This window comes from Pedobacter sp. NEAU-ZC8, from assembly GCF_059278965.1.
Window position 1 is genome coordinate 40,339 of sequence record NZ_JCAJXC010000025.1, and the last position, 25,732, is coordinate 66,070.

Annotated in this window: 23 protein-coding genes and 1 pseudogene; 14 read left to right on the top strand and 10 right to left on the bottom strand. The window is 43.1% G+C overall.

What is annotated here, in order from left to right; genetic code table 11:
- Positions 1-10 precede the first annotated feature (10 nt).
- From AC5WJX_RS16815 to AC5WJX_RS16835, 5 genes and pseudogenes are all read right to left on the bottom strand, one after another.
- Positions 11-5,362 carry an aminotransferase class III-fold pyridoxal phosphate-dependent enzyme gene (locus tag AC5WJX_RS16815; protein ID WP_494485473.1) on the bottom strand — a complete coding sequence of 1,784 codons (5,352 nt, stop codon included), beginning with the start codon at positions 5,360-5,362 and terminating at the stop codon, positions 11-13.
- 24 nt (positions 5,363-5,386) lie between these two features.
- Positions 5,387-6,586, bottom strand: a pseudogene (locus tag AC5WJX_RS16820) (amino acid adenylation domain-containing protein); the annotation flags it as partial.
- A gap of 422 nt (positions 6,587-7,008) precedes the next feature.
- Complete coding sequence (locus tag AC5WJX_RS16825) at positions 7,009-7,218, bottom strand: hypothetical protein (protein WP_440432034.1); 210 nt, start codon at positions 7,216-7,218, stop codon at positions 7,009-7,011.
- Positions 7,219-7,655: 437 nt separating this feature from the next.
- Positions 7,656-8,297, bottom strand: a complete 642-nt coding sequence (locus AC5WJX_RS16830; RefSeq protein WP_494485457.1) for a hypothetical protein — start codon at positions 8,295-8,297, stop codon at positions 7,656-7,658.
- 304 nt (positions 8,298-8,601) lie between these two features.
- Positions 8,602-8,853, bottom strand: a complete 252-nt coding sequence (locus tag AC5WJX_RS16835) for a hypothetical protein (RefSeq protein WP_494485458.1) — start codon at positions 8,851-8,853, stop codon at positions 8,602-8,604.
- Positions 8,854-8,957: 104 nt separating this feature from the next.
- Between AC5WJX_RS16835 and AC5WJX_RS16840 the strand changes: the two genes are divergently transcribed.
- From AC5WJX_RS16840 to AC5WJX_RS16895, 12 genes are all read left to right on the top strand, one after another.
- Positions 8,958-9,434, top strand: coding sequence for a GAF domain-containing protein (locus AC5WJX_RS16840; protein WP_494485459.1), 477 nt, complete (start codon positions 8,958-8,960; stop codon positions 9,432-9,434).
- The gene (locus AC5WJX_RS16845; RefSeq protein ID WP_494485460.1) at positions 9,427-10,029 is read left to right on the top strand and encodes a DNA-3-methyladenine glycosylase; all 603 of its coding nucleotides are present in this window, start codon (positions 9,427-9,429) and stop codon (positions 10,027-10,029) included. Before AC5WJX_RS16840 ends, AC5WJX_RS16845 begins: the two co-directional genes overlap by 8 nt.
- Positions 10,030-10,081: 52 nt before the next feature.
- Positions 10,082-10,570, top strand: a complete 489-nt coding sequence (locus AC5WJX_RS16850; RefSeq protein ID WP_440429618.1) for a pyridoxamine 5'-phosphate oxidase family protein — start codon at positions 10,082-10,084, stop codon at positions 10,568-10,570.
- 105 nt (positions 10,571-10,675) lie between these two features.
- Positions 10,676-11,584 (top strand): histone deacetylase family protein, encoded by a 909-nt coding sequence (locus AC5WJX_RS16855; protein WP_494485461.1) that lies wholly within the window; start codon positions 10,676-10,678, stop codon positions 11,582-11,584.
- Positions 11,581-13,413 carry a DNA topoisomerase III gene (topB, locus tag AC5WJX_RS16860; protein WP_494485462.1) on the top strand — a complete coding sequence of 611 codons (1,833 nt, stop codon included), beginning with the start codon at positions 11,581-11,583 and terminating at the stop codon, positions 13,411-13,413. The genes AC5WJX_RS16855 and topB overlap by 4 nt, the downstream gene beginning before the upstream one ends.
- Before the next feature lie 55 nt (positions 13,414-13,468).
- Entirely contained in the window at positions 13,469-13,855 is a 387-nt protein-coding gene (locus tag AC5WJX_RS16865) for a response regulator (protein ID WP_494485463.1), read from the top strand.
- 50 nt (positions 13,856-13,905) lie between these two features.
- The gene (locus tag AC5WJX_RS16870; RefSeq protein ID WP_440429610.1) at positions 13,906-14,229 is read left to right on the top strand and encodes a hypothetical protein; all 324 of its coding nucleotides are present in this window, start codon (positions 13,906-13,908) and stop codon (positions 14,227-14,229) included.
- On the top strand, positions 14,220-15,047 hold the full coding sequence (locus tag AC5WJX_RS16875; protein ID WP_494485464.1) for a hypothetical protein: 828 nt from the start codon (positions 14,220-14,222) through the stop codon (positions 15,045-15,047). Before AC5WJX_RS16870 ends, AC5WJX_RS16875 begins: the two co-directional genes overlap by 10 nt.
- 1 nt (position 15,048) lies before the next feature.
- Entirely contained in the window at positions 15,049-16,011 is a 963-nt protein-coding gene (gene miaA / locus AC5WJX_RS16880; RefSeq protein WP_494485465.1) for a tRNA (adenosine(37)-N6)-dimethylallyltransferase MiaA, read from the top strand.
- Between the two features lie 111 nt (positions 16,012-16,122).
- The gene (locus AC5WJX_RS16885; protein ID WP_494485466.1) at positions 16,123-16,659 is read left to right on the top strand and encodes a hypothetical protein; all 537 of its coding nucleotides are present in this window, start codon (positions 16,123-16,125) and stop codon (positions 16,657-16,659) included.
- 201 nt (positions 16,660-16,860) lie between these two features.
- Complete coding sequence (locus tag AC5WJX_RS16890; protein ID WP_440429602.1) at positions 16,861-17,391, top strand: DUF3347 domain-containing protein; 531 nt, start codon at positions 16,861-16,863, stop codon at positions 17,389-17,391.
- Between the two features lie 106 nt (positions 17,392-17,497).
- On the top strand, positions 17,498-18,784 hold the full coding sequence (locus AC5WJX_RS16895) for a citrate synthase (RefSeq protein ID WP_440429600.1): 1,287 nt from the start codon (positions 17,498-17,500) through the stop codon (positions 18,782-18,784).
- 151 nt (positions 18,785-18,935) lie between these two features.
- On the opposite strand, the gene AC5WJX_RS16900 is transcribed toward AC5WJX_RS16895, so the two are convergent.
- The 5 genes from AC5WJX_RS16900 to AC5WJX_RS16920 form a co-directional block, all read right to left on the bottom strand.
- Positions 18,936-19,988: a DUF3667 domain-containing protein gene (locus AC5WJX_RS16900; RefSeq protein WP_494485467.1), complete on the bottom strand. Its 1,053-nt coding sequence runs from the start codon at positions 19,986-19,988 to the stop codon at positions 18,936-18,938.
- Between the two features lie 24 nt (positions 19,989-20,012).
- Positions 20,013-21,278: a nucleoside permease gene (locus AC5WJX_RS16905; protein WP_494485468.1), complete on the bottom strand. Its 1,266-nt coding sequence runs from the start codon at positions 21,276-21,278 to the stop codon at positions 20,013-20,015.
- Positions 21,279-21,398: 120 nt separating this feature from the next.
- On the bottom strand, positions 21,399-22,013 hold the full coding sequence (locus AC5WJX_RS16910; protein ID WP_440429596.1) for a bifunctional nuclease family protein: 615 nt from the start codon (positions 22,011-22,013) through the stop codon (positions 21,399-21,401).
- A gap of 39 nt (positions 22,014-22,052) precedes the next feature.
- Entirely contained in the window at positions 22,053-23,027 is a 975-nt protein-coding gene (locus AC5WJX_RS16915) for an electron transfer flavoprotein subunit alpha/FixB family protein (RefSeq protein ID WP_494485469.1), read from the bottom strand.
- Positions 23,028-23,059: 32 nt separating this feature from the next.
- A complete protein-coding gene (locus AC5WJX_RS16920) occupies positions 23,060-23,797 on the bottom strand; it encodes an electron transfer flavoprotein subunit beta/FixA family protein (RefSeq protein WP_494485470.1) in 738 nt (245 codons plus the stop codon).
- A gap of 46 nt (positions 23,798-23,843) precedes the next feature.
- Here AC5WJX_RS16920 and AC5WJX_RS16925 point away from each other — a divergent pair, with 46 nt between their 5' ends.
- Positions 23,844-24,179 carry a tetratricopeptide repeat protein gene (locus tag AC5WJX_RS16925; protein WP_440429593.1) on the top strand — a complete coding sequence of 112 codons (336 nt, stop codon included), beginning with the start codon at positions 23,844-23,846 and terminating at the stop codon, positions 24,177-24,179.
- Between the two features lie 11 nt (positions 24,180-24,190).
- The gene (gene chrA / locus AC5WJX_RS16930; RefSeq protein WP_494485471.1) at positions 24,191-25,390 is read left to right on the top strand and encodes a chromate efflux transporter; all 1,200 of its coding nucleotides are present in this window, start codon (positions 24,191-24,193) and stop codon (positions 25,388-25,390) included.
- The last annotated feature ends 342 nt before the right edge of the window (positions 25,391-25,732 follow it).

Sequence of the window (25,732 nt, forward strand, 5' to 3'; positions counted from 1 at the left end):
TCTGAAAAGGTTAATTGCTTACTTGCAGGTATTTACCAGGGTTGTTTTCATCTTTTACAAACCATGCTGGGTTTCCCATCTGATCTTTCCCCAACTTTGCGTTTGGTACCGGCATTGTACTCATGAAATCCTCTGTGACATCCACTGTTTGCTTTGGGTGCTCGTAATGCGGGATCAGGCCAACGGATTTCAATTCCAGCAGGCTCTCTTCGAAACACCGGATGATCTGCTGAATATCAGCTGTCGAGTGGGCGGCAGTCAGAAAGCATGCGAAGCCTTCGAGGATATGAATACCCTTAAGGCGCATCAAAGTAAAAAATAGTTCTGCATAAGGGTACTCTTCAATGAACTTTATACGCCATAGTGAGCCGTATTGTGCAATGAACATCGGAACATTTAATCTTCGGCAAAGGGCGTTAATTGTGCGTGCAATATAATCTCCATTGGCATTCAACCTTTCCTGTAGCTGTGGACCGGCTTCCTTCAGATATAATAAAGAAGCTTTGGCGGTGGCAAGTGCCAGGGGATGGCGAACAAAAGTTCCCGCGAAATAAGTCACGCCCACTTCAGGTATCGATTGATCTCCAAATTGCCAGAATCCACCATCTAATGCATCCATGTACTTCTTTTTGCCTGCAATGATACCGATAGAAATACCGCCGCCGGCAACTTTTCCGTAGGTGCCAATATCAGCCTTAATGCCGAATATGGCTTGAACTCCACCGGGATGGAATCTAAATCCGGATATAACCTCATCGAAGATCAACACCGTTTCGGCGTCGGCTGTGATTTTTCGAAGTTTTTTCAGGAAATCTATTGGTTGGAAGTCTGCCCGACGACTTTGTATTGGCTCCACAAGTACGGCCGCAATATCCGAGGCACGTTCTTCTATGATCCGCAGTGACTCTTCCGTTCCGTAATCCAGAATCAGCATGTTCTGCACCGCATCCGGTAGAATGCCCGGCGCAGCAGGGAAGGTTCTTAACTTCTTGCTTCCACGTACAATAACTTCATCAGCAATACCATGGTAAGAGCCGGTAAAGGCTACAATAGTCGTACGACCTGTCACGGTTCTGGCAATACGCATTGCTCCGAGTACTGCCTCTGAACCGGTGTTACAAAGGGCAACGCGATCGAAGTCAGTAAACTCAGCAATTAGTTTTGATACTTCACCCGAAAGCTCATGTTGGGGCCCGATTTCATAACCTTGTTCAATCTGATTGATCAAGGCCTCTTTGATAAAATCCGGTTGATAACCCAACATGTTCGATCCAAATCCGTTTAATGCATCTATGTATTCATTTCCATCTATATCCCATAAACGGCTACCTTTCGACTTGTTTATTACAATAGAATAAACCAGCTCTTTCGTCGCAGGCTTAAATCCTGAAACCACCCTCGGGTCAGCCATGTGCGCCCGGTTTGATTGTGTATATGCTTTACTTTTGCTGGTTTTCGCATTATAACGTAAGATCAAATCCGAAAGATATTCCTGCTGTTTTGAATTCAGGCTGGCCGAATGCTTCTCAATTCGTGCAGCGGCGCCAAATGGTTTGCTGATCTCCGCACGTTCTTCCGCGCTAAGTTGAGCACTTGGATCTGCCGCTACGACCAGGGGCTTCGCCGGAGCAGTTGGCTGTCGGTGTTCTGATGCTGCCGCCATAACTGCCGGTGCTGCAACGGCCGGCATGCTGATCTGTCCACCTTGCAATAGCGAAAGCTGCTTGGCCAATAGTTGTAACTGTTGACTAATAAGATCAATTGCTACATTGCTTCCCTGCACTGAGGGTTGCGGCATTTGCGATGGATAAACATTGTTTATTGTAGGAGGCGCTACAGCTACCTGCTCAGCAGGCTGGGGTAATGCCGCCGGAGCCTCCTCAGGCAATTGCTGAATCAAATAATCTACCAACGAGTCCAGGGTGCCATATTCTTCATTGAGCTGCCGGAATGTTAAAGGAACAGCAAATTGCTTTTTTAAGATTAAGGCTACCTGGGTCAATAATAAAGAATCGAGCCCCATTTCGATGAAGCTCATGTCTGAGGAAACGTCTGCCAACTCAATGCCGGAAGCGTTCTCTAAAATTTCTTTGACTTGATTGATGAGTAAATTTTTCCTCATATAAATTGATGTATGATTTTGAACTGGAGTAGATTGAATTCCTTGCTGGGCTATAACCGCTGAAAGGCGATTTATTTTAGGTTCTACCCAGAAGCGCTTTTTGTTATAGGCGTAGCCTGGCAGGTCCATTACCTTTGCATGGCTTTCAGCTTCGTAAAAGGAGGCCCAGTCTGGCGTTATACCATCAAGCCAGAGTTCAGCAAGACCATTTAAGAGCGGGTAATAAGAAGAACTATTCGCATCTCTGCCGAGTGAGGAGAGAACTGTAACCGGCATTTTCCCCGCCTGCTGTCTGGTCAGTGTAGCTGTGGTGTTACCAGGCCCAACTTCCAGAAATATCTCGTATGAGCTAGAAAGCAGCTGCTTTATTGCTCCGCCAAAGTTTACAGTGGATCGCAGGTGTCCTGCCCAATAGTCGGGGTTCTTGGCTTCATCAGCCGTTAACCAGCTTCCGGTTACCGTAGATAGGATTGGGATAACAGGTTCATTCAGCGTAATATTTTCAACGATCTTCCTGAATGGTTCAACAACAGGATCCATCATATGGGAGTGGAAAGCGTGGCTGGTGGCTAGTGCTCGGTTGAGGATGCCTTCCGAATCAAGCTGTGCGCTTAAATGATTGATCGCCTCGTTAGTTCCCGCCAGTACGCAAAGATTATCGCTGTTTGCCGCTGCAAGATCAATTTCTGCGGAAAGAAAGGCCTTCGCTGCTTCTGCCGAGCAACGTACCGACAGCATCTTGCCAGCCGGTAAGTCACTCATCATTTTACCCCTGGTGGCAATCAATTTAACAGCACTCCTCAATGAGAAAATTCCAGAGAAGTAGGCAGCAACAAATTCTCCAATACTATGGCCTATAAATGCCGTTGGGTAAATTCCCCAGCTCATCCACAACTTCGTCAGTGCGTAGCCAATGCAAAACAACGCTGGCTGGCTGTACTTTGTATTCCGCAGCACTTGTTCTGCTTCCTCATCAGTGCTGGTAGGATAGATGATGTGGAGCAAATGCGCTCCGGTTTCTTCTAAAAACAGGTCAGCAACTTCATCCATAGCTTGTCTGAACACATGCTCGGATTCGTAAAGATCTTTCCCCATATGAAGAAACTGCGCTCCCTGTCCAGGATACATAAATACCAGCTCAGCGGTCTGGCCCTTCTTCATCTTTCGGGTATGTTTTGACCAAGGGTGCTGCTGAAATTGGCCTCCAAAGTCTTGCTTTCCGGAAGCGATATAGAAACGTCTGAAATCGAACTCTTGACGGTTGGTGTTCAATGTATACGATACATCAGCTAGATTAAATTCTTCATTGCGATCAATATATCGTCTCAAGCGCTCACCATAAAGGTCGAGACTTTCCTGTGCCTTAGCAGACCAGCACAGCAGTTGAACCGGTCGGCTTTTCGTACTTTGTACGATGAGATTTTCTGCTTCCTCAACAATCAAATGGACGTTTGTACCGCCTACGCCAAATGAACTTACCCCGGCTATTCTCTTTTTATTGGACGTCCATGGTAACAAAGTATCATTTACATAGAAGGGGCTGTTGGCGAAATCGATGTGCCGGTTTGCACGTTCGTAATGTATTGTTGGTGGAATTTGCTTGTGGTATAAGGCAAGGCAGGTTTTGATGAAACCAACAACACCGGAAGCTGCAGTTAAGTGCCCAAGGTTGCTCTTCACAGAGCCAATTGCACAATACTGCTTCTTTTCCTGCTTTCCAAAAGCAAGGCTTAAGCCTTCAATCTCAATTGGATCGCCGATAGGTGTCGCTGTTCCGTGAGCTTCGATATAGGAGAGGTCAGCAGGATCAATCCCGGCATCCTGAATGGCCATACTTATGGCATGCGCCTGACCTTCTGCACTGGGCGCAGTAAAGCTGCTTTTTTCCGCGCCGTCATTACTCAGACCAACTCCTTTTACTATCCCGAAGATGATGTCTCCATCTTCCTCAGCCAATTTCCTGTCTTTAAGTACAACCACACCCGCGCCGTCGCTGAATACAGTTCCGGTCGCCTGGTCGTCGAATGTGCGACAATGGCCATCTCGACTGAGAATAGCCCCTTCTTGGTATAGGTGCCCGCTTTTCACCGGCACCAGGACAGATGAACCACCCGCAAGTGCAACGTCACAGTGTCCATTACGAATTGCTTCTACCGCCTGTGCAATTGCCAGGAGGGAAGTGGAACATGCGGATTGTACATTTACAGCAGGACCTTTTAGATTTAGGGCATATGCAGTTCGGGAAGCGATATAATCTTTGTCGCTCACGGTGCCTACCTGAAAAGAACCCACCTGCTCAATGAGGTTATCATTGGAAGCGACATTGTTGCTGTAGTAGGTGTTAAACCGGCAGCCAGCATATACGCCTATCGTACCTTTGAATTTGTCTGGCACATGTCCGCAACTTTCAAGTGCTTCCCAAGCAACTTCCAGGAACAAACGCTGCTGAGGGTCCATCAGCTCCGCTTGCTTGTAATTGATGCCAAAAAACGCAGGATCAAACTGGTCCACGTCGTTAATTATCCCCCGAGCCTTTACATAGTCGGGATTAGACTTCAGCGAAGCTGATATGGAAGGGTGTAGTTCTTCATCTGAAAAAAAGCTGATACCTTCTTTTCCATTCTTTAGGTTGTCCCAGAATGTAGCGATATCATCAGCTCCGGGGAATCTGCCGGACATTCCAATCACTGCCACTTCCGCTGTTCGTGATTGCGGTTTACGCGTTTTCACTAGCTGCGGCTGTAAGCTCCTGCCGTCTAAATATGCAGCAAGGGCCGCAACAGTTGGGTTGCCATACAGTTTGGTCACTGGGAGCTGCAGCCCATGTGTTTTCAGGCTGGTCACCAGCTTCTGCGCAAGCAGCGAGGTGCCACCGAGTTCAAAAAAGTTATCTTCAATACCCACCCGGTTCACGCCAAGTACTGACTTCCATATGGTCACTAGCGTCTTTTCAGTATCATGCTTAGGCGCAACGAAAGTATTCGATAGTAGCTCAGAGGCGTCCGGATGCGGCAGCGCTTTTCGGTCTACCTTTAAATTTGGGGTGAGTGGTATTTGATCTAAGGTTACGAACAGCTGCGGAACCATATAGTCCGGCAATTTCGAGCGGAGAAAGCTTCGTACCTCATCCTTTTTGAAAACATCCTCTGGTACTACATAAGCAACCAGCCGGGATCCATGTATATAAGTTTTGTCTGCAACAATCACGCATTGGGAAATTCCAGGTGCTTCTATCAACACATTTTCAATTTCGCCAATTTCTATACGGTATCCGCTGATCTTAATCTGATCATCCATCCTTCCCAGAAATGTCACGTTTCCATCTGGTAAATACCGCGCAAGGTCCCCCGTTTTGTATAGCCGATCCGAGGGATCAAAAGGGCTTGGAATAAATTTCTCCGCTGTTAATGCTGGTTGGTTGAGATACCCGCGGGAAACCTGCGCACCGCTCACATGAATTTCGCCAGTTTCCCCAACCGCGACTTCTTGAAGTTTTTCGTTGAGCAGATAAACCCTAGTGTCTCCAATAGGTTTTCCAATGGGAAGCACTTTCGAAGAAATAACTTCATCGCGGCTACAAGCATACTCCAGGACCGAAATTGTTGATTCAGTCGGCCCATATTTGTTATAGAAGTCAAGTTTACCAGCCCACTTCATAAAAAGCTGCTTCTTGCAGAGATCGCCAGCTGAAATAATTCTTTTTAAACCGGGGTATTCGCCTGCAGGCAGGTTATCTAAAAATCCAGGTGTGGCATGTAGGTGTGTGATTTGCTTCTCCTTGATGTACTTCGAGAACAAAACCGCGTCTTGTAAATGTTCTTCGTTCATGAGTACAAGACAGGCTCCGTTTAGCAGTGCCAAAAAGATTTGTTCAATGGAAGCATCAAAGCAGTAGTTGGAAAACTGCAGTATTTTTTCGTTCTCCGTGATCTTGAAGTATTCTGATTGTGCTTCAATGTAAGCTACAAGTGAATGATGCTCAACCATAACGCCTTTTGGCAATCCTGTAGATCCAGAGGTATAAATTACATACAGCAGGTCGGAAGGCTTAGACTGATGTTTTTTAAATTCAGCAGAGGTCGTGATAAGTTGATCTAAGAGAAACACTTCGCCATGTATTTTATGACAGCAATTACGCTTACTAATCGTAAACGGAGCGTGAAGGTCATCGAGTATGTATTGTATTCTTGCCTGCGGATAGTTGGGGTCTATCGGTGCATATGCCGCGCCAGACTTGATTATTCCGAGTATTGCGACAATCATATCAAATGATCTGTCTAGGCAGATGGGAATGATCATATCAGCATGCACACCTTTGTCGGACAAAAAGCTTGCAACCCGGTCCGACAGCTCGTCGAGCTGTTTATAACTCAACGTTTGATCTTTAAGTTCTAACGCAATGCTATCGGGAGTGCTGGTTACCCGAATCGAAAACAGGTCTGCAATCGTTGCGCAATCTTCCATAATTTAAGAGACGTTATACTAAATTTAGGCTGCGAGAATGAAGTTGTGCTGAATTAGTCAGGTTGCAAAGGAAACTGATGCTCATATTTAGCACGTTTTTCTACACAGTTTAGCTAAGGTAAAACTTTTTTCTATAATCGAGTAACTAATAGAAAGAGCTTTGAACGCAGTGCTAACCTGCTTAAAACACACTTTTATCGTTCGTAGTTCTACCTTTTGTGCTGAAGTTCAGGTTTATCCTGCATAGATCGCCTGAATAAAAATCAGGACAGACGCTATAACCAAGCACCGGAACATGCGAGGTACAACGCTTCACAGCTGCTTGCACATGATGTAATTTGAGGAATAGTTATCGCGTTAATAATGGGCTGAAAAGCTCAGGAAAATAAAAGCCCTGAACTTTGCAGTCAGGGCAGGTATCTTTATTTGTCCTCCGGTGGAGTGGTAGGTTTCTTTTCTGGCGGTGTAGAAACGATTTCGCCGAATTCGTTAACGTATGCTAACATGCTTTCTAGATCGCTTCCGCCTGGGTTTTGCTTACGCTCTTCTTTTCTTTGCAACTTGTCTTCTTTCTTTTTCTGTCTGTTTTTTTCGAGTTGCTTCTTCATGAAGGTTGCTTGAGACTTAGCCATATATACGTAGTTTAAGTAAAAAAATAACTGCTCTCTGCGGTTCCCGTAAAAGTCAATCTTAATAGATGAGCACTTGAGTATGCGACTGACCTGAATAAAATTTATAATCTCAGTTGGAAATGTTTTCCGGGAGAATGAAAGCCAATTAAAATTGGTTAACAAGATTGTGCCAGAGAGTAGCCTAATGTTTCACAAAGGTACGTAAAAAATATCGTTTTTGAAAGCTTGCTGGCGATATCATGGTTAAGCAGCGCCTGTTTACGTCAAAACCTGTTATCAGACTTGTCAGCTCGTGCATAACTATTGGCCTGGTGTTAACAGGGGGTTGACAAGGGGTTGACAAGGCCTTGACAAGGCTAAAGGCGAAGAAGCACCTTGTCAACCCCTTGTGTAGGGTGGGTGAACAGCTTGTCTACTTACAAGCCAGCCTAAACACGTTATTTATAAAATATTCTGGTGATATTAGTTCTGACTCCGAAACTAAGCGGTATAGCTCTGTATCGCTGTTGCTCTAATTTGTTTAAACCGTGTGTATAGCTCGCTTCAGCAAAAACTAATACATTTCCAAAACTATAGTCTGCGCCAACACCCGCTTCCAGAAGCATTACAAGGTTGCTGGTGTTGTACATCCTAATGACGTCGGCTTCGGGATCACTGATCTTTGGCAGTAGAATAATCCCGCCACCGCCGCCGCCAAATCCGTAAAATCCAAAATGTTTGATGGTTCGTCGGTAACCTAAATCCATACTCAATAGGTAAGTGGTAGACCGTCCATGCATTACACGGTTGTTTGCACCTGCATCTAAGTTTAGTTGGTCGTAACCATATGCGTTTAGTCCAATCTTAGGATAAAAGAAAAAGTTTTTAGGTCCAAGGAATACCAGGCCTCCTAAGGAGGTGGAAAACTTTGCATCCAAAAAGCCTCTACTTTCTGCAACTGGCAAGGAAAGACCAAAGCCACTTCGAAAATAGATCTTGTCTTTTCGAATCTGGTTCTCCTGAGCAACAGTAGGGGTTTGGCTCATCGAAAACATGAGTCCTGACAAAATAAGGCTGAGGGGAAAAAAGCGTCTGAGCATACCGCGGGAGTTTACCGCAATATACAACCAATCTGTTGCCAGAAAAGTTAATTTCTCGTGACGATTTAAAAGCCGGCTAATTACGCAATTAAAGAGACCTTCCAAACTAAATTTGGCAATTAAGGCTCAAAAATAATATTTTGCACGGCTATAGAAGATACTATATTTCAGTGATATAGGCGCTACCATGTCATGTATTGCTTAATATAAGTGGTACAGGGGCTAGGTTAAAGCTAGCAATATCTAAAATAAAATTTTGATTATGCATTGAACTTGCTTTGCCTTAGTGGGTTATGCCGCTTATTTAATACTGCTGTCTATTATATGCCGCTGCAAAATCGCTGCGCATCAACTTGAACCTTTCGACCACAGTAGCAACAAAAGCATCGTCGATAATTTGAAATATCTCGTTTACTCCACCACCACTAAGATCCAGTTCAGAGAGCTTGTAGCTTTGCTCGAGGGTTCCCTGTTCGAATTTAATAATGTACTTCTGGTTCATGTTAAAGATGCTAATCTTGCAATCTGGGTGGGGTAGTTCCGCTATGATTCTCATGTTGTGCGTTTAGGTAAAATCCAAATCTAATAATTATCTCCTTTTCACAAAAACTGCAAGTTTGAACGTAGCGAATTCTTAAATTTGGAATTTAATTGAGCATTATGGCAGAAGACTTAAACATCATTACCAGCGTAGATAAAGCAGAACGGTATCAATCCTTGATTCCTCAAATTAAGGGATTGGTGACGGGTGAGCCCGATCTTATCGCTAATCTGGCAAACATTTCTGCAGCCTTAAAAGAACAGTTTGGCTGGCTATGGATTGGTTTCTATTTGGTGAAAGGGGATGAATTGGTGCTTGGGCCGTTCCAGGGGCCAGTTGCTTGTACGAGAATCAGAAAAGGTAAAGGCGTTTGTGGAACCGCATGGCAGAATGGCGAGACGATCATCGTACCAGATGTTGACGCGTTTCCAGGGCACATTGCTTGTAGTTCAGCCTCCCGGTCCGAAATCGTTTTGCCTCTATTCAAGAACGGGGAAGTTGCGGGGATATTAGACGTTGATTCTGCATCTTTAAACGAATTTGACGAAGTAGATGCCAAATATCTTGCGGAAATCACCTCCTTAATATATGGCTAAGCTAAGCTATGCATTTTATCAAGATCTTGATGTAAATAGCCTGGCAAAGCAGTTGCTGGGTAAGCAGCTGTTTACAAACATCGAGGGCGTTATTACAGGTGGCGTTATTGTGGAAACCGAAGCATATGCGGGTGTTGAGGATAAGGCTTCTCACGCCTATGGCGGGCGACTCACAGTTCGAACCAAGACGATGTACCTTGCTGGTGGCGTGTCATACGTTTACTTGTGCTATGGCATTCACCACTTGTTTAATGTGGTAACAGGGCCACTGAATACGCCACATGCCGTACTAATCAGAGGTTTAGAACCAACTATTGGACTTGAAGAAATGCTGCAACGTAGGGGGATGCCGGTTTTGAAGCCTAATCTGACCGCCGGCCCTGGGGCATTATCCAAAGCAATGGGGATAGATCGGGCCCTAAATGGCCAGGATCTGCTTGGTGAACAAATTTGGATTGAAGATGGTCCGTTAATACCCGACGAGCGTATAGCAGCTGTACCAAGAGTCGGCGTGGGCTATGCTGCGGAACATGCCTTATTGCCTTGGAGGTGCTACATTAAAGGCAATAGATTTGTCAGTAAACCCAATCGTTAAAACAATTTCTTTTTCTGTACTGTTCAGATGGTATTACCTTAAAAATGATACCATGGAAAACGAAAAAAACATAAAAGAACTAAAGGATAAGATTGAAGAGGTCCGCATTTGCATGCTCACCACCTTAGATGCTGAAGGTCGGTTTTCAAGTCGCCCGATGGGAACGGCTCATGTCGAAGAGGATGGCAGTATTTGGTTCTTTACGAATGAATATTCATTGAAATCAAAGGAGATATCCAGGGACAACGAAGTCTCCTTGGCTTACAGTAGCCCTTCAAACAATACCTATCTGTATGTTAACGGTAAAGCAGAGCTTGTTGATGATCAGGAAAGGAAGAAAGCGTATTTTATGCCGCCTGTGAAGGTGTGGTTCCCTGATGGAGTTGAAGATCCAAACTTGATACTGATCAAAGTAACACCTGCTTTTGCAGAGTATTGGGATAGCAGTTCCTCTAAGATGGTAGTCGCTTTCAACATGCTTAAAGCAATTGTAACAGGTCAAAAGTCTGATGTGGGCGATCATGGCGAGATGAAGTTTTAAAATCAATCGATTTATAATGAAAAGGCAGGTAATCAATTATCTGCCTTTTTTTTGATCTTTGTGTGATGATGGTCCTGAACGTTGCAGACATTCCAAAAGAGTTTAATGATTAAAATAGCCTACTGCGACATTTATGCGCATCCACTTCCAGAAGGGCATCGCTTCCCAATGTTAAAGTATGAACTTATCCCACTTCAGCTGCTTCATACCGGAAAGATCGTGCCTGAACAACTTTTCTGTCCAGTGCCTGCCGCGGAAGCGGTCATTTTGGCTACCCACGATCAGCAATACTGGGAACAACTTAGAGATCTGACCTTGCCTTACAAGGAACAGCGTCGTATTGGTTTCCCTTTGAATGCACTACTGGTAGAGCGGGAGATACGTATTGTACAGGGCACAATCGATGGCGCCTTGCATGCAATTGCGAATGGTATCGCATTCAATGTAGCTGGTGGAACCCATCACGCCGGATCCAATTGGGGCGAGGGATTTTGCTTGTTGAATGATCAGGCGATTGCCGCTAATTACCTGCTTGATAATGGTATATGTGAACGTATATTAATAATTGATTTAGATGTTCATCAAGGCAATGGTACTGCCGAGATCTTCTATGATGAGCCACGGGTGTTTACTTTTTCCATGCATGGTGATAAAAATTTCCCATTCCGAAAGGAAAAATCTGACCTCGACCTTCCACTTGAAAATGGTATTACAGGGGAAACCTACCTGAAATTACTTAGGGAGCAGCTGCCAACATTGGTAAAAAGTTTTCAACCGGATTTTGTCTTCTATCTTGCCGGTGTTGATGTATTAAGTTCTGACAAGTTGGGCAAATTAAAACTCTCAAAATCAGACACGGCCGAACGGGACAGGATTGTTTTTGAGCTTTGTAAAGCACACAATTTGCCGGTTCAGGTGAGTATGGGTGGAGGTTATTCTGCCGATATAAAAGATATTGTTGATGCGCATTGTAACACTTTTATAGCTGGATTTGATATTTTTGAGCTATTATGAAGATCGTTATTGCGGAAAAGCCATCTGTAGCAAGGGAGTTGGCAAAAGTCTTTGGAGCTACAACAAAAAGAGATGGCTATATAGAGGGTAAAGGATATTCGTTCACCTGGGCATTTGGGCATCTATTACAATTGGCACCGCCCCAGGAATATGGCTTCATCGGCTGGCGCCGACAACATTTGCCAATGCTGCCTAAAAAATTCAAGCTGTCAGTACGTAAGATCAAAACGAAGGATGGTCTGATTGAGGACCCCTCTGTGCGGAAGCAGCTCGATATCATAAAGAAGCTATTCGACGAGGCTACAGAAATTATCGTTGCAACTGATGCCGGACGGGAGGGTGAATTAATTTTCCGTTATATCTATTATTATCTTAAATGTAAAAAGCCTTTCAAGCGGTTATGGATTTCTTCCCAAACTGATGAGGCGATTAAAGAGGGATTCAGGAATCTGAAACCAGGTACTGATTACGACACACTTTTCAATTCGGCACATTGTCGCTCTGAATCGGACTGGCTGGTTGGTATGAATGCAACGCAAGCATTAAGTATTGCTGCGGGTAATAGAACGGTGCTCTCACTCGGTAGGGTGCAAACACCCACGCTGGCGATGATTTGTGCCCGATATATCGAATCCAAGAACTTTGTGCCAAAACTATTCTATCAGTTGAGCATTTTGCTGGATAAAGACGGACAGCAGTTTAAAGCAATGTCGGTCGCTAGTTTTGACAAAAAAGAAGATGCTGAGGCATTGTTTGAGAAAATTCAGGATGTAAATAGTGGATTTCCCCTGGGTGCTTTGATTAAAGATGTAGAGTCGAAGCCGAGAAAGGAGCCACCTCCCTTATTGCATGATCTAAGCAGTATTCAGCAGGAAGCCAATAAGAAAAAGGGCTACACGGCCGATCAGACACTAAGCATTCTGCAGGGCTTATATGAAGGTAAGTTGATTTCTTATCCAAGAACAGGCAGCCGTTACATAGGGGATGATGTATTCGCTGGAATACCAAAACTGATTGATCAATTAAAAGGGCATCCGGATTTCGGTAAGAGTGCAGAATTCCTTTCTACTGTTCCTTTGAACAAAAGGAGTGTGAATGCAAAGAAAGTAACTGATCACCATGCTATCTTGCCAACTGGTGAAGTGCCTTATCACCTCAGTAGCGACAAACAAGCTGTTTATGATATGATCGTCGGCCGTATGCTGGAGGCATTTCATAAGGAGTGTATCAAAGAATTAACAAAAATCACTATTGAATCGGGCTCCGAATTCGTGGCTAACGGTACGGTCATCCGCGCCGCTGGCTGGCGTTCGGTTTTGAACGACCCTGAGGAAGACAGTAAAAGTGAGGAAAGCCTTTCCCTTCCAAAAGTGAAAAAAGAGGAATTGTTACCCATTCTGGAGAAAGCATTGGTGGAGAAACAAACGAAGCCCAAACCCCTATATAATGAGGCGTCCCTTTTAAAAGCGCTGGAGACCTCGGGCAAGGAGATCGAAGATGAGGAGCTACGCTATGCCATGAAAGACAGTGGACTTGGTACGCCAGCAACAAGAGCTTCGATTATTGAGACCTTGATTACAAGAGAATATATCAGGCGTGAGAAGCGTAATCTTGTTCCATCTGACAAAGGCTTAGCAGTTTATGAGGTGGTAAAAGATCAGATGATTGCCCAGGCCGAGCTTACCGGACAGTGGGAAAAGCGATTGGAGGAAATCCGGTCGGGAGCATCAGTGTCTGAATTCAAAGAAGAGATTACAACCTATACGAAAACCATCACGGAGCAGCTCTTGGCCTGCGGGGTGAGCATCATGGAAAAGTCACCGGCTTAGTACATCATTTAGTGGTATCGTTTTTGCGAATTTTGCGTACACAACGAAACTTTGAATGGATAGACCAAAACGAGTAATGATTGCTGATGACGATAAGGCGATTGTAGATGCAGTGCAAGCGATGCTTGAATTTGGAGGTTATGAGGTGAGTTATACTTATGATGGTGCAACACTCTTAGACTTGAACGAGAATTTTCCTGACTTAATATTATTAGACATTTGGATGTCTGGAACCGATGGCAGGGATGTTTGTAAAGCTTTGAAGCTTAAGGAACTCACTAGGGACATACCAGTCATCATGATTTCAGCAAGTCCGGATCTGGAGAACTCAGCTAAAGAGGCCGGGGCAGAAGATTTTCTGGAAAAACCTTTCGATATGGATGATCTTTTAGACAAGATTGGTGTTCAGCTTAAGGCTTCTTCTGAAAGCAGCATCTGTTAAACAATTGCAAACCTTCTCTGTTAATCATTAAATATTAAGAACAGAATAGCATGAAAACAGATTTTATAGAGATATTTCAAACCATCCGTGCCGAACTACAACCTTATGCTGCCCTTGGATTCACGAACCGGATAAACAGTGAGGAGGAGTATGATTTGTGGAGTGAAAAGAACATAAAAGCAGATAATGTAACCGAGCGATTCTTTGCAAGTATTAAGATAGAAGCTGATCATGTTTGTTTTCGCTATTCCACTTTAACAGGGGATGGCGAATTACAAGAGCGAATTACGAAACTTGATGATGTACTTAAAATGAAGATCGACGATATCTTATCTGCAACCTACAAGACCTTCAAAGAGACGGAGTGGGTGTAAAGCAAAGTTGGCATCTTGATCTCCTGCAGCTGTTAGCTGATTACGGCATTGCGGCTGAACTTGTTCCTAATGACCGGATGATATTAATTCGCTTGCTGAGCCATGATGTTGTAATAAACTGCATATCAATAAGCAACCAACTTGAAGCGGATGAAGTTATTGCCGCCCAAAAGCATCATTTTGACCTGGGGATACAATTTGTGAGCCTTTGGGAAGATGTTTGGTGCTCCAGGCAAATGCAGGTGCTGAATAGAATTCAATCCTTAACCGGCCGGAATACACGAATACACGGGCGGAAAACAACGGTAATTCCATTAGACAAACAGCAGGCGGATACATTCTTATCCGCCTTTCATATTCAAGGGCCTGCGATGGCTCGTTACAAGCTGGGTCTGCAATACCAGAATGAGCTGGTGGCTGTAGCTACTTTTAGCGGCACACGTTTAATGCGGCAGCATGCTGAAGGCTATCGCTCAGCGGAGTTGATTCGTTTTGCAACTAAGTCTGGTTTTACCGTCACAGGTGGTCTAACCAAATTGATTAAGCATTTTGCCTCATCCGTTAAAACAAACGATATCATGAGCTATGCAGACCGGGACTGGTCGATGGGCAAAGGTTATGAAGCTGCTGGCTTCACATTTCACAGTTTAATGCCTCCAGCTTCGCTCTGGTTGGACGTCTGCACCAACAAAAGGTATTTTCAACATCGGTTGCCGAGCATGCCTCAGGATCTTGGCGCATCCGAAAAAGGTGACCACAGTTCAAGATTTGTGAAGATTTTCAATACTGGAAACCTTAAATACATCCTATACTTGTAAGATGTTACCGGTAGAATCAAAGATTGCTAATCCGCTAGTCGTTATTTTAGGTCCCACTGCATCCGGCAAAACGAAGCTTGCCGTGTCCGTTTCTGCCGCATTAGACGCAGAGATCATCAGTGCAGATAGCAGACAGGTTTTTAGAGGGATGGACATTGGAACCGGGAAAGACTTGACTGAATATAATTATCAGGGAATCAACATACCATATCATCTTATCAATATCAAAGATGCAGGTGAAAGATACCACGTGGATGAATTTAAAAATGATTTCTTTGAGGTATTTCAACAACTAACCCGGCGAAAGAAGCTGCCGCTTCTGTGCGGCGGTACCGGGATGTACATTCATAGTGTGCTTCAAAATCATGCTTATACTTCAATACCAGTCGACCTAGACTTACGTGCGACATTAATGGTTAAAACGCAGCAGGAACTGAATACCGTGTTAGATCAATTCGCGCTTGAGAATACCGAGCACGTTGATCGCTCCACTCGCAAACGGCTTATACGCGCTATTGAAGTCGCAACATTTCTAGCTTCAAACAAACTTGAACTGGTACCAAGACCCGAGATCAGCCCTTATGTAATCGGCCTCTATGACGACGTTGGCACCAGACGGGAGAAAATCCACAAGCGACTGGAAAGGCGTTTAGACGAAGGTATGATTGAAGAGGTGGCAGGCTTGCTTGAATCTGGTGTGTCGGCAGAAATGCTCTGCTTTTACGGTTTAGAATACAAAATTGTCGTTTCCTACCTTAAACATCAGGTTTCTTATACTGACATGAAAACACAGCTTTATAATGGAATTTGCCAGTATGCAAAACGTCAAATGACCTTTTTCAGAAAGATGGAGAAGGATGGGGTTAACATCCATTGGTATCAGGCAGATATAAATTCTGAAAACTTGCGTGAGCAGGTTTTAAATGACATTAAAAGTAACTTTTTCGATATTAAAACGACTTAATTGAACTGCAGAGGCAGGCAGATATGCTTGCTGTGGCATACCTTTTGATTATGGGCAATTGTCAAACAAGAATATATTTAATGACGTTTGATTAAACTAAATAATTATAAAATGAAAAGATTTACTAAAATTTTAGCTTCTGCAGCAGCTGTAGTTGCTTTATTCTTCAGTACTAATGTAAATGCACAGACTCCAAACTTCGGTATTGGCGCAAACGTGGGTGTACCAACAAATAACGACTTCCATAATCTTACTTTAGGTGTTGATGCTCGTATCCAATTTAATGTGGTAAAACAGTTATCTGTTCCTGTGACTGTTGGTTATACGCATTTTTTTGGTAAAGATTATGATGTAGCCGGCGTAAATGTTGAGGCTCCTGATTATGCATTCATTCCAGTAAAGGCTGGTTTAAAGTATTTCTTTAGTCCAACAGGTTCTGGTTTGTATGCTTTAGGTGAAGTTGGTGCCGCATTCGGTGTTTCTGAATTCTCGAAAACAGGCTTTATTTACTCTCCAGCAATAGGCTATTCTTGGAGCAGTGGATTAGACCTTGGAGTTAAATATGAAGGCATCTCGAAAGGGGTTAAATACACGAATGATAACATGGGACATGTTGCGATTCGTGTAGCTTATGGCTTCAAGTTATAATTTATGTTTTTGATAAAAACCCCACTTGCGTTGCAGGTGGGGTTTTTTGTTTGATAGGTTTCGCAATTGATTATAATTTGAATTACATAAGTTGGGAAACCAAACTTGATTTTCAATCAATCTTTCCAAATTTAAAATTTTAGTGCTAATTTGACCAAAATAGAGCCCAGGCTCATAAGCCGAATATCAAAACGTAAAAGAATGAGAAACTATGCCGGAATTGTGCTGATGCTTGTTTTAGCTGCTTGCTCAAATGCTCAAAATCCCAAAGAATCAAAAGATACAGAAACCACGGCCGTGGTTGATGCTACAGGTGGAGTAGAGTTGGAAAACCCAAAACTCCAGTCAATTTACGACAACTATGTGATACTCAAAGATGCGCTGGTATCATCTGAATATGAGGTGGCCAAGACAGCTGCATCGTCCCTTCAAAACAACCTGGCCGTTTTTGAAGGTTGTGAAAATACCGCATTAATTGCCAAGAAGATTTCTGAATCAAAGGATATTGCTGCACAGCGTAAGGAGTTCACCTATCTGAGCTCAGATGTTATCGCATTGTTTAGCCACGCAACTTTGAAAAAAGGCACCATTTATGTCGAACACTGCCCAATGGCAAACAAGGGCGATGGTGGTTCATGGCTTTCGTCGGAAAAAAAGATACAAAATCCTTATTATGGCGATGAAATGATGGAATGTGGTTCCGTTAAGGATCAATTCACGGCAAGCCTTTAATAGGAATATTGAATTTATTAGCAGGTTTTTCGAAATAATTGAACAGCTTTGTTGATAGTGAAATGATGATGATTAGATTTAATTACGTTTAAAATAAATATATAATATGTCAGATATCGTAGAAATAAAGATTGATGGTAAGGTTTATGAGTTTCCTGTTATAACAGGAACAGAGGGAGAGAAGGCTATAGATATTTCTAAATTAAGGGACTTGACGGGTCATATTACTTTAGATTTTGGTTACAAGAATACTGGATCCACCAAGAGTGCAATCACATTCCTTGATGGTGAAAAAGGAATATTGAAGTACCGGGGCTATGAAATTGAGGAACTTGCAAAGAAATCTACCTTTCTTGAGGTTGCCTACTTGCTGATCTATGGAGATCTTCCGACTTCAGACCAACTTGCTGGCTTACAAAGCAACATTAGTCGCCATACGCTTATCCACGAGGATATGAAGAAGTTTTTGGATGGTTACCCATCTAAATCTCACCCTATGGCTCAGCTTTCATCTTTGGTTTGTTCGTTATCTACATTCTACCCTGAATCGTTAAATGCAAATTCTTCGCCTGAAACCATGGATTTAACCATGATCAAATTGCTTGCGAAGTTTCCGACGATTGTAGCCTTCATTTACAAGAAATCTCTTGGTCATCCGCTTATCTATCCAAAAAATAAGTACGACTATGTAAGTAACTTCATTCACATGATCTTCGGTCAGCGTACAGAAGAAGTGGAGATAGATCCGGTTGTAGTTGCAGCGATGAACACGCTGTTGATCCTGCATGCCGATCACGAGCAAAACTGCTCCGCATCTACAGTGCGGATGGTTGGGTCTTCAGACTGTAACCTGTATGCTTCTGTATCGGCAGGTATTGATGCCTTATGGGGTCCATTACATGGCGGTGCTAATCAAGCTGTAATTGAGATGCTTGAGAAGATCAAAGAAGATGGTGGAGACACTGAAAAATGGATCAATAAAGCGAAAGATAAAAACGATCCTTTCCGTATGATGGGCTTCGGGCATCGCGTTTATAAGAACTTTGACCCAAGGGCAAAGATCATTAAAAAAGCTTGTGATGACATCTTAGCGAAGCTAGGTATCAATGATCCGGTACTTGAAATCGCGAAGAAGCTTGAAGAGGCAGCACTGAATGATCCTTATTTCGTAGAACGTAAGCTTTATCCAAACGTTGATTTCTATTCTGGTATCATCTACCGTGCCTTGGGTTTCCCTACGGATATGTTTACCGTATTGTTCGCCCTTGGCCGTCTTCCAGGATGGATCGCACAGTGGAAAGAGATGCACGAGAACAAAGAGCCTATCGGTCGTCCTAGACAGATCTATGTAGGTCATAAAGACAGAACTTTCACTGATATTTCAGAGCGATAATATCCGTACAAAAGATTCAATCCAAATGGTATATCATTTTAGATATACTGCAAATGAATTGAGAATATTTAACAAAGAAAAGCCCCTGAAATTAAACTTTCAGGGGCTTTCTTATTTTAGTTGGTTTTGAAAAACCAGTTGTAACTATAAATTACAACATGATCATTGTTACTGCGATGATGATTAAAATGGAAAGGGTAAATACAATAAGATAGCCGAACATTAAAAATGCAAATTTAGCTACCGTTACCCATCTTCTGCTATTATAAAACGTTCTTAGCGAGCGATAGATGTACCATAACGCATATATAAACCAGGCAGTGTTTAGCAGAAATGAAATGCCAAAAAACAGGTCAAAAAACCAGGTAAGTGCATTTAGTATAAGCAAGCTTAGAAAAAGCGCAGCGTGCACGTGAAAGGAATAAATGAGATGCTCGTAGTAGTATTTCTTAGGTCTGAAGTAAACGAGTTTCAAAATCAATGCAAATAAAGGGAGTAAGATGAACATCATCTTAGGCACATTGTGCTTGATGTCTTCCTTGATCTTTTCTCCGGCATTTGGATACTTTCGTAGCTCCAGGTTTTTGCGAATGATATAGTGCTTAAGAAAGTTATCCCGCTCTTTAGCAGGTAGCGCCTTCTGCCGGTTCTCATAGGCATTTACAGTCGTATCGACTTTGTTAACCCAATCGTCATTGATCGTGAAATCATTCGATTCCGCATTTTTCTCATTAGCCTCAGATATTGCTACTCTAATGATGCTATCTCGTTGTGCGGATGTTAGTGCTCGATTCTTTAGATCCTGTTCTAACCTTTCGATTTTTAGAAAAGCCTCTTTCTTTTTTGTAGTATTCGTGGTCTGCGCTGCCTCTTGTTCTACTTCATTCGACTTCGAGCTGCTAAGCATAAACAGGAAAAAAACAATACTGATGAAGATGTAAAGCCTTATCGGATGGATGAAAGCCACTCTTTTACCCGCTACATAGAGCTTAGAGAGATAGCCTGGCTGCATAAGCAGAGGCTTGATGGTCCCGAAGAACTTGGATTCAAAGTGAAAGTAATCCGCTATAGCATGGCTGATCATGTGAATAGCATCTTCTCTGATTTCTATGTTCTCCTGACCACAATGCGTGCAAAAATGTTCCTCTACGTGGTGGCCGCAGTTCAGGCAGTTAGATTCCTTCCTATATTTACCGGTTGACATGTGATTATGTTGTTTATGCCTAAATTAGTGTTCCAAAGCTTTGATCGCCGTTTCTTCTGCAGCTGTGTGTTTGTATTTGAAAACAAATGGGAATGTAACCGCTAAAACGAGCGTATATGTAGCAAATGTGATCCAGATGTTTGTCCAATCTTTGCTTTGATCAGCGTAAGTAAAGAAATGTTCAATGATCCAACCGCTGGCGAAACTTCCGAATAGTGCACCAAAACCATTCACCATCATCATAAACAGACCCTGTGCACTTCCACGCATTTTCGCGTCTACTTGTGTTTCAACGAATAATGAGCCCGAAATATTAAAGAAATCGAAAGCCATTCCGTAGATGATACAGGAAAGAACAATCATCCATAATCCCCCAGCAGGATCTGCAAAGGCGAAAAGCCCGAATCTTAACACCCAGGCAAGCATACTGAAAAGCATGACGTACTTGATCCCAAATTTCCGAAGGAAAAAGGGGATAGCCAGAATAAACAGCGTTTCAGAGATCTGGGAGATGGACATAATGATTGCCGGGTATTTTACTGCCAACAGGTTCGCATATTCAGGAACATTCTTGAAATCGTGAAGGAACGTATCTCCATAGGCGTTTGTTAACTGCAATGCAGCGCCTAGTAGCATAGAATATAAGAAGAATATTGCGAAGTTCCCTTGTTTGAATAAGGAGAAAGCCCGAAGGCCTAAGGCGTCAACGAAGGTCTTTGTCTCCGTTTTCTTAGCCAGGGGTGGACATTTTGGCAACGTAAAAGCATAGATCCCTAGAAATAAAGAAACTGCAGAAGCGATGTAGAATTGGTTTGAAGAAGCTTCATTACCTGTTAAACTCACCACCCACAGCGCGGCAATAAAGCCGATAGTTCCCCATATCCGGATGGGCGGATAGTCCTTAATTATGTCTTTTTTATTATTCTTTAAAGCAGTATATGCCACGGTAATAGAAAGGGAGAGTGTAGGCATGTAGAAGATCATATTAAGCAATATGACCCAGAAGAAAGTTGTTGGATTATCAACAAGCGGAAGGCTGAAGAGCACAAAAGCGCCTAGAATATGCATGATGCCCAGTAACTTTTCCGCATTGATCCAGCGGTCTGAAACAATACCTGCAAGCGCCGGCATGAATATCGATGCGATACCCATAGTTGAGAATATAACCCCAAATTCAGAACCAGACCATTGTTTATTTTGAAACCAGTAAACACCAATTGTAATAAGCCATGAACCCCAAATGAAAAACTGAAGGAAATTCATCAGGGTTAGGCGGAACTTAACGTTCATAATAACAGTTTAGTTTAATTTTAAGATTGAAAAAAGCATTATGTAAAATAATAAACTGACTGTCACGCATTCCTTAAGTAATTGTTCAAGGTCAAGCTATTAATTGATTCAAATGAAGTATTATGCAGAGTTTCGTTTGTTGATCTCGTCTCTGATCCTTGCCGCTTTCTCATAGGCTTCTTCGGCGATAGCCTCTTGAAGTTTTTGTTGAAGTTCTTCCAGGCTGTACGACTTATAACTGGAGCCTGGTATGGAAGTGTTTATGTCTTCGGATCCCTGTTCCTTGGAGATGCTGTCTATATTCTCTAGAAAAAGAAAATCCTCTCCTTCAATTAATATTCCGGCAGAAGACAGGATAAATTCATAGGTGTAGATATTGGCGTTAAATCTTACCGCAAGTGCGATTGCATCTGAGGTACGGGCATCAATCTCCTGAACAGTATTCCCGTCAGAACAAATGATCTTTGCAAAAAACACGCCTTCTACCAGGTTATAAATAAGTACCTCCCGGATCTCGATGTTATAGGCGAGTGCGAATGTTTTAAAAAGATCGTGGGTAAGCGGACGGGTAGGTGTCATCTTCTCCATCTCTATGGCGATCGCTTGCGCTTCAAAGGCACCTATGATGATGGGAAGACGTCGTCGTCCATTAATCTCTCCTAACACGAGCGCGTATGCTCCAGACTGTGTCTGGCTGTAGGATAATCCAACGATATCAAGTTTTACTTTTTTCATGATTAAGAATACCTGGGCCGGGCTAGCCGGCCAGGTATATTATCCTTTATGTGCTTTTAATGCTTGAATTAATTTTGGTACAACCTCAAAAGCGTCGCCAACAATTCCATAATCAGCAACTTTGAAGAAAGGTGCTTCTGGATCTTTATTGATCACAACAATTACTTTTGAAGAGCTGATACCAGCAAGGTGCTGTATCGCACCCGAAATACCTATTGCAATATATAAGTTTGGACTTACCGTTATTCCGGTCTGACCAACGTGTTCAGAATGTGGTCTCCAGTCTGCGTCTGATACCGGTTTTGAACAGGCAGTTGCAGCGCCCAATAAACCTGCAAGTTCTTCAATCATACCCCAATTTTCAGGCCCTTTTAATCCTCTTCCCGCAGAAACTACAATTTCCGCATCAGGCAGAGAAACTTTGTCGGTCGCCCTGATAATTTCTTTAACAACTGCGTTGAAATCAGAAGCATTTTCAGCAGGTGTAAATGCCTCGATCGCTACATCATTCGCTCCAGCTTCCTTAACACCGTAAGCGTTAGGGTTTAAAGCAACCACCTTATTTTCAGACGTAATTTCAGTTACCGCAAAGGCTTTACCGGAGAACGCTGTTTTTTTTACTTTGAAGCTTCCACCATCATTGGTTGGAAGTTCTATAGCGCCATCTACAAATCCGGCGTTTAGTTTAACAGCTACACGAGGTGCCAAACCTTTTCCCGAGAATGAGTTTGAAAGCACTACGATGTTTGCACCTTCTTTTGCAGCAGCTTCTGCAATAACAGAAGCATAAGCTTGGTTAACGAAGTTTTTTAATTGGCTTGTATTGACAGAAAGAACCTTAGATGCACCATATTTTCCAAGTTCTGCCAATGTTGGCTCTTCAACATCTCCAATGGAGATTGCAGTAAGGTTTGTATTATTTTGTTCAGCGATGGCTTTTGCATAAGAAACTGCTTCATAAACAGATTTCTTAAACTTTCCATCCGCGTGTTCTACGTAGACTAAAACTGACATATATCGTTTATTATACTTATGAGTGGAAGGGATTAGATTACTTTAGCCTCTTGATGTAAAAGGTCGATCAGTTTTTCGGTATCCTCAGATGGTACAAGTTTCACTGTTCCTCTTGGTGGAGGCGTTTGAAAGGACTCGATTTTAGACAGTTGCTCAATATCTTTAGCTTCAACAACCTGCAATGGCTTTGTTCTTGCCGACATGATGCCCCTCATATTTGGGATCTTTGGTTCAGCAATGCCTTCAGCACAGCTCGCGATGAACTTTCCAGTCACGGTCAGGATTTCTTTACCACCTTCAATTTCTCTTTCGATTGTTGCGGTACTTCCATCATAGTCCAGTTTTTTAATGATTGAAATGGATGGAATATGCAAAAATTCACCGATCATGGATGCAACTTGCGCGCCATTGTAGTCAATAGATTCGCGGCCGGTAAGAATCATATCGAATTCATGGTCCTTGGCATATTCAGCAATCTGGAAGGCAGTGAAATAAGCATCACGTGGCGCTGCATTGATCCTTACGGCGTCATCAGCACCAATGGCTAGTGCTTTACGGATGGTCGGCTCGGTGGTGTTTTCTCCAACGTTAATGACGGTTACAGATCCTTTTCCACCTTCGCAAAGCGAAATAGCTTTGGATAACGCAATCTCATCGTAAGGGTTCACAATGTATTGAACACCCGCAGTATTGAATTGTGTATTATCGTTAGTAAAAGTTATTTTTGTGGTTGTGTCTGGCACATTACTTATACAAACTAATATTTTCATAAAAAAAGTCTTTTTGCAAATCTAATTAAAAAAGCAAGGATTAAAAATGCAAACTACCCGATTAAACAAGTTATTAGAATTTTTGAAAGCTGATCCTTCCGATCCCTTTATCCTATATGCACTGGCCACTGAATACAATACCGCAGCGGACTATCAACAAGCATTTCATTACTATAATCTACTGGTTGAGCAACGTCCGGATTATGTGGGAACATACTACCATCTAGGAAAGCTTCATGAAAAGACCGGCAACAAAGAAAAGGCTGTCGAAATCTACCGAATGGGCTTAAAGGCCGCTAGAGATAAAAACGACAATCATGCTTTTTCAGAGCTTCAGGGAGCTTTGAACTCCGCTTTGGGACTTGATTATGAAGACGATTAACCTGGGGCGCTTTGGTAGCTAAAAGACTGTTGTTTATTCGCCAGGTGATATTGTTTACGTTCACCGCCTTCGGTGGTGCTCAGGCACATATGGCACTCTTGCTAAAGTATTTCGTTAAGGACCTTAAATATATTTCCGAGGAAGATCTGCTGGAGCTGAATGCACTTGCGCAGGTACTACCTGGTCCAGCTTCAACCCAAACCTTGGTCGGGCTCGCATACAAAGTCGGGGGTCTGGGTTTATCAATTATCACTTTCCTCATCTGGATAATTCCTTCAGCAGCTCTTATGACTTTTGCCGCGGTAAGTTATGCGAGGCTGGATCATAAGAACCAGTTTGTGGAGATTATGAGGTACATCCAACCAGTAGCGCTGGGCGTGGTTGCCTATGGTGCCGTTAACCTTGGAAAAAAGGTCTTGCGATCGCAGTTGTCTTTCTTTCTTGCTGGCGCAGCAGTGATCGCAACGCTTGTGCTAAGAAATGCCTATGTTTTCCCGCTAGCGATATTAATAGGGGGTATCATTTCCTCGTCAATTGACACACCACGGGAGGAGAATGAGTTGAGGATGCGTTTGTTTTCGAACATCAACCGTAATAAGCTGATCTACTATTTTGGGGTGTTGCTATTCCTCGCATTACTAGGTGCAATTATTAACACGACCTCGCCTTTTAGTTTGCCGATCAGGTTGTTTGAGAATTTTTATCGCAACGGAATCTTCATTTTCGGGGGCGGGCAGGTCCTTGTTCCTTTGATGTTCACGGAGTTCGTTCAAATGAAACATTACCTGAATGCTTCAGAGTTTCTATCCGGCTTTGCCTTGCAACAAGCACTTCCGGGTCCCACATTTTCCTTTACCAGTTACCTGTCCGCATTAAGCATGAAGAACTTCGGCTACGGATTTTATGGCCAGCTGCTCGGGGGTGTGATCGGAGTATTGGGCATCAATCTCCCAGGTGTAATCCTGGTACTGTTCATTGTTCCTTTCTGGGATGATTTAAAAAAGGTGAACCGGATTAAGTACTCACTCTCCGGCGTCAATGCGGTTAGTGTTGGCTTCATCATTGCTGCCTTTATTTTGCTTGTTAAGCCCATAGGATTGGATGCAATGTCCATCATCATTATTACCCTTACCTTCATCACGCTAAACTACACGAAGATCAGTGCACCAATCTTGGTCATTGCAGGTATTGCTCTCGGCTATTTCCTGTAAGATGTTATATCCAGTATAAACAACAAAGCCGGTAGTCCAAACTACCGGCTTTGTTGTGTGCGCCCGGCACGGGCGCAAACTATAGGGTGAAAGTCCCGAACGCGCCTTGATAGTGGGAAGCGTTAACCTAAGGCAAGGGTGTCCTTCGCGAGGAGGAATCTGAAGGAAGCCGGCGGTAAATCTCTGGCCTGACGAACAGGAAGCGAATCAGGCAGTTGGATGTGGGTGAGTTTGCACAACAAAATAAAGCCCAAAACTATCCGAAACATCCCGCTGTATATTCGACAGGTATATGGAGAGAAAGTTTGCGTTCTTACCCGGGGAGATCTGATAAACTGCTGC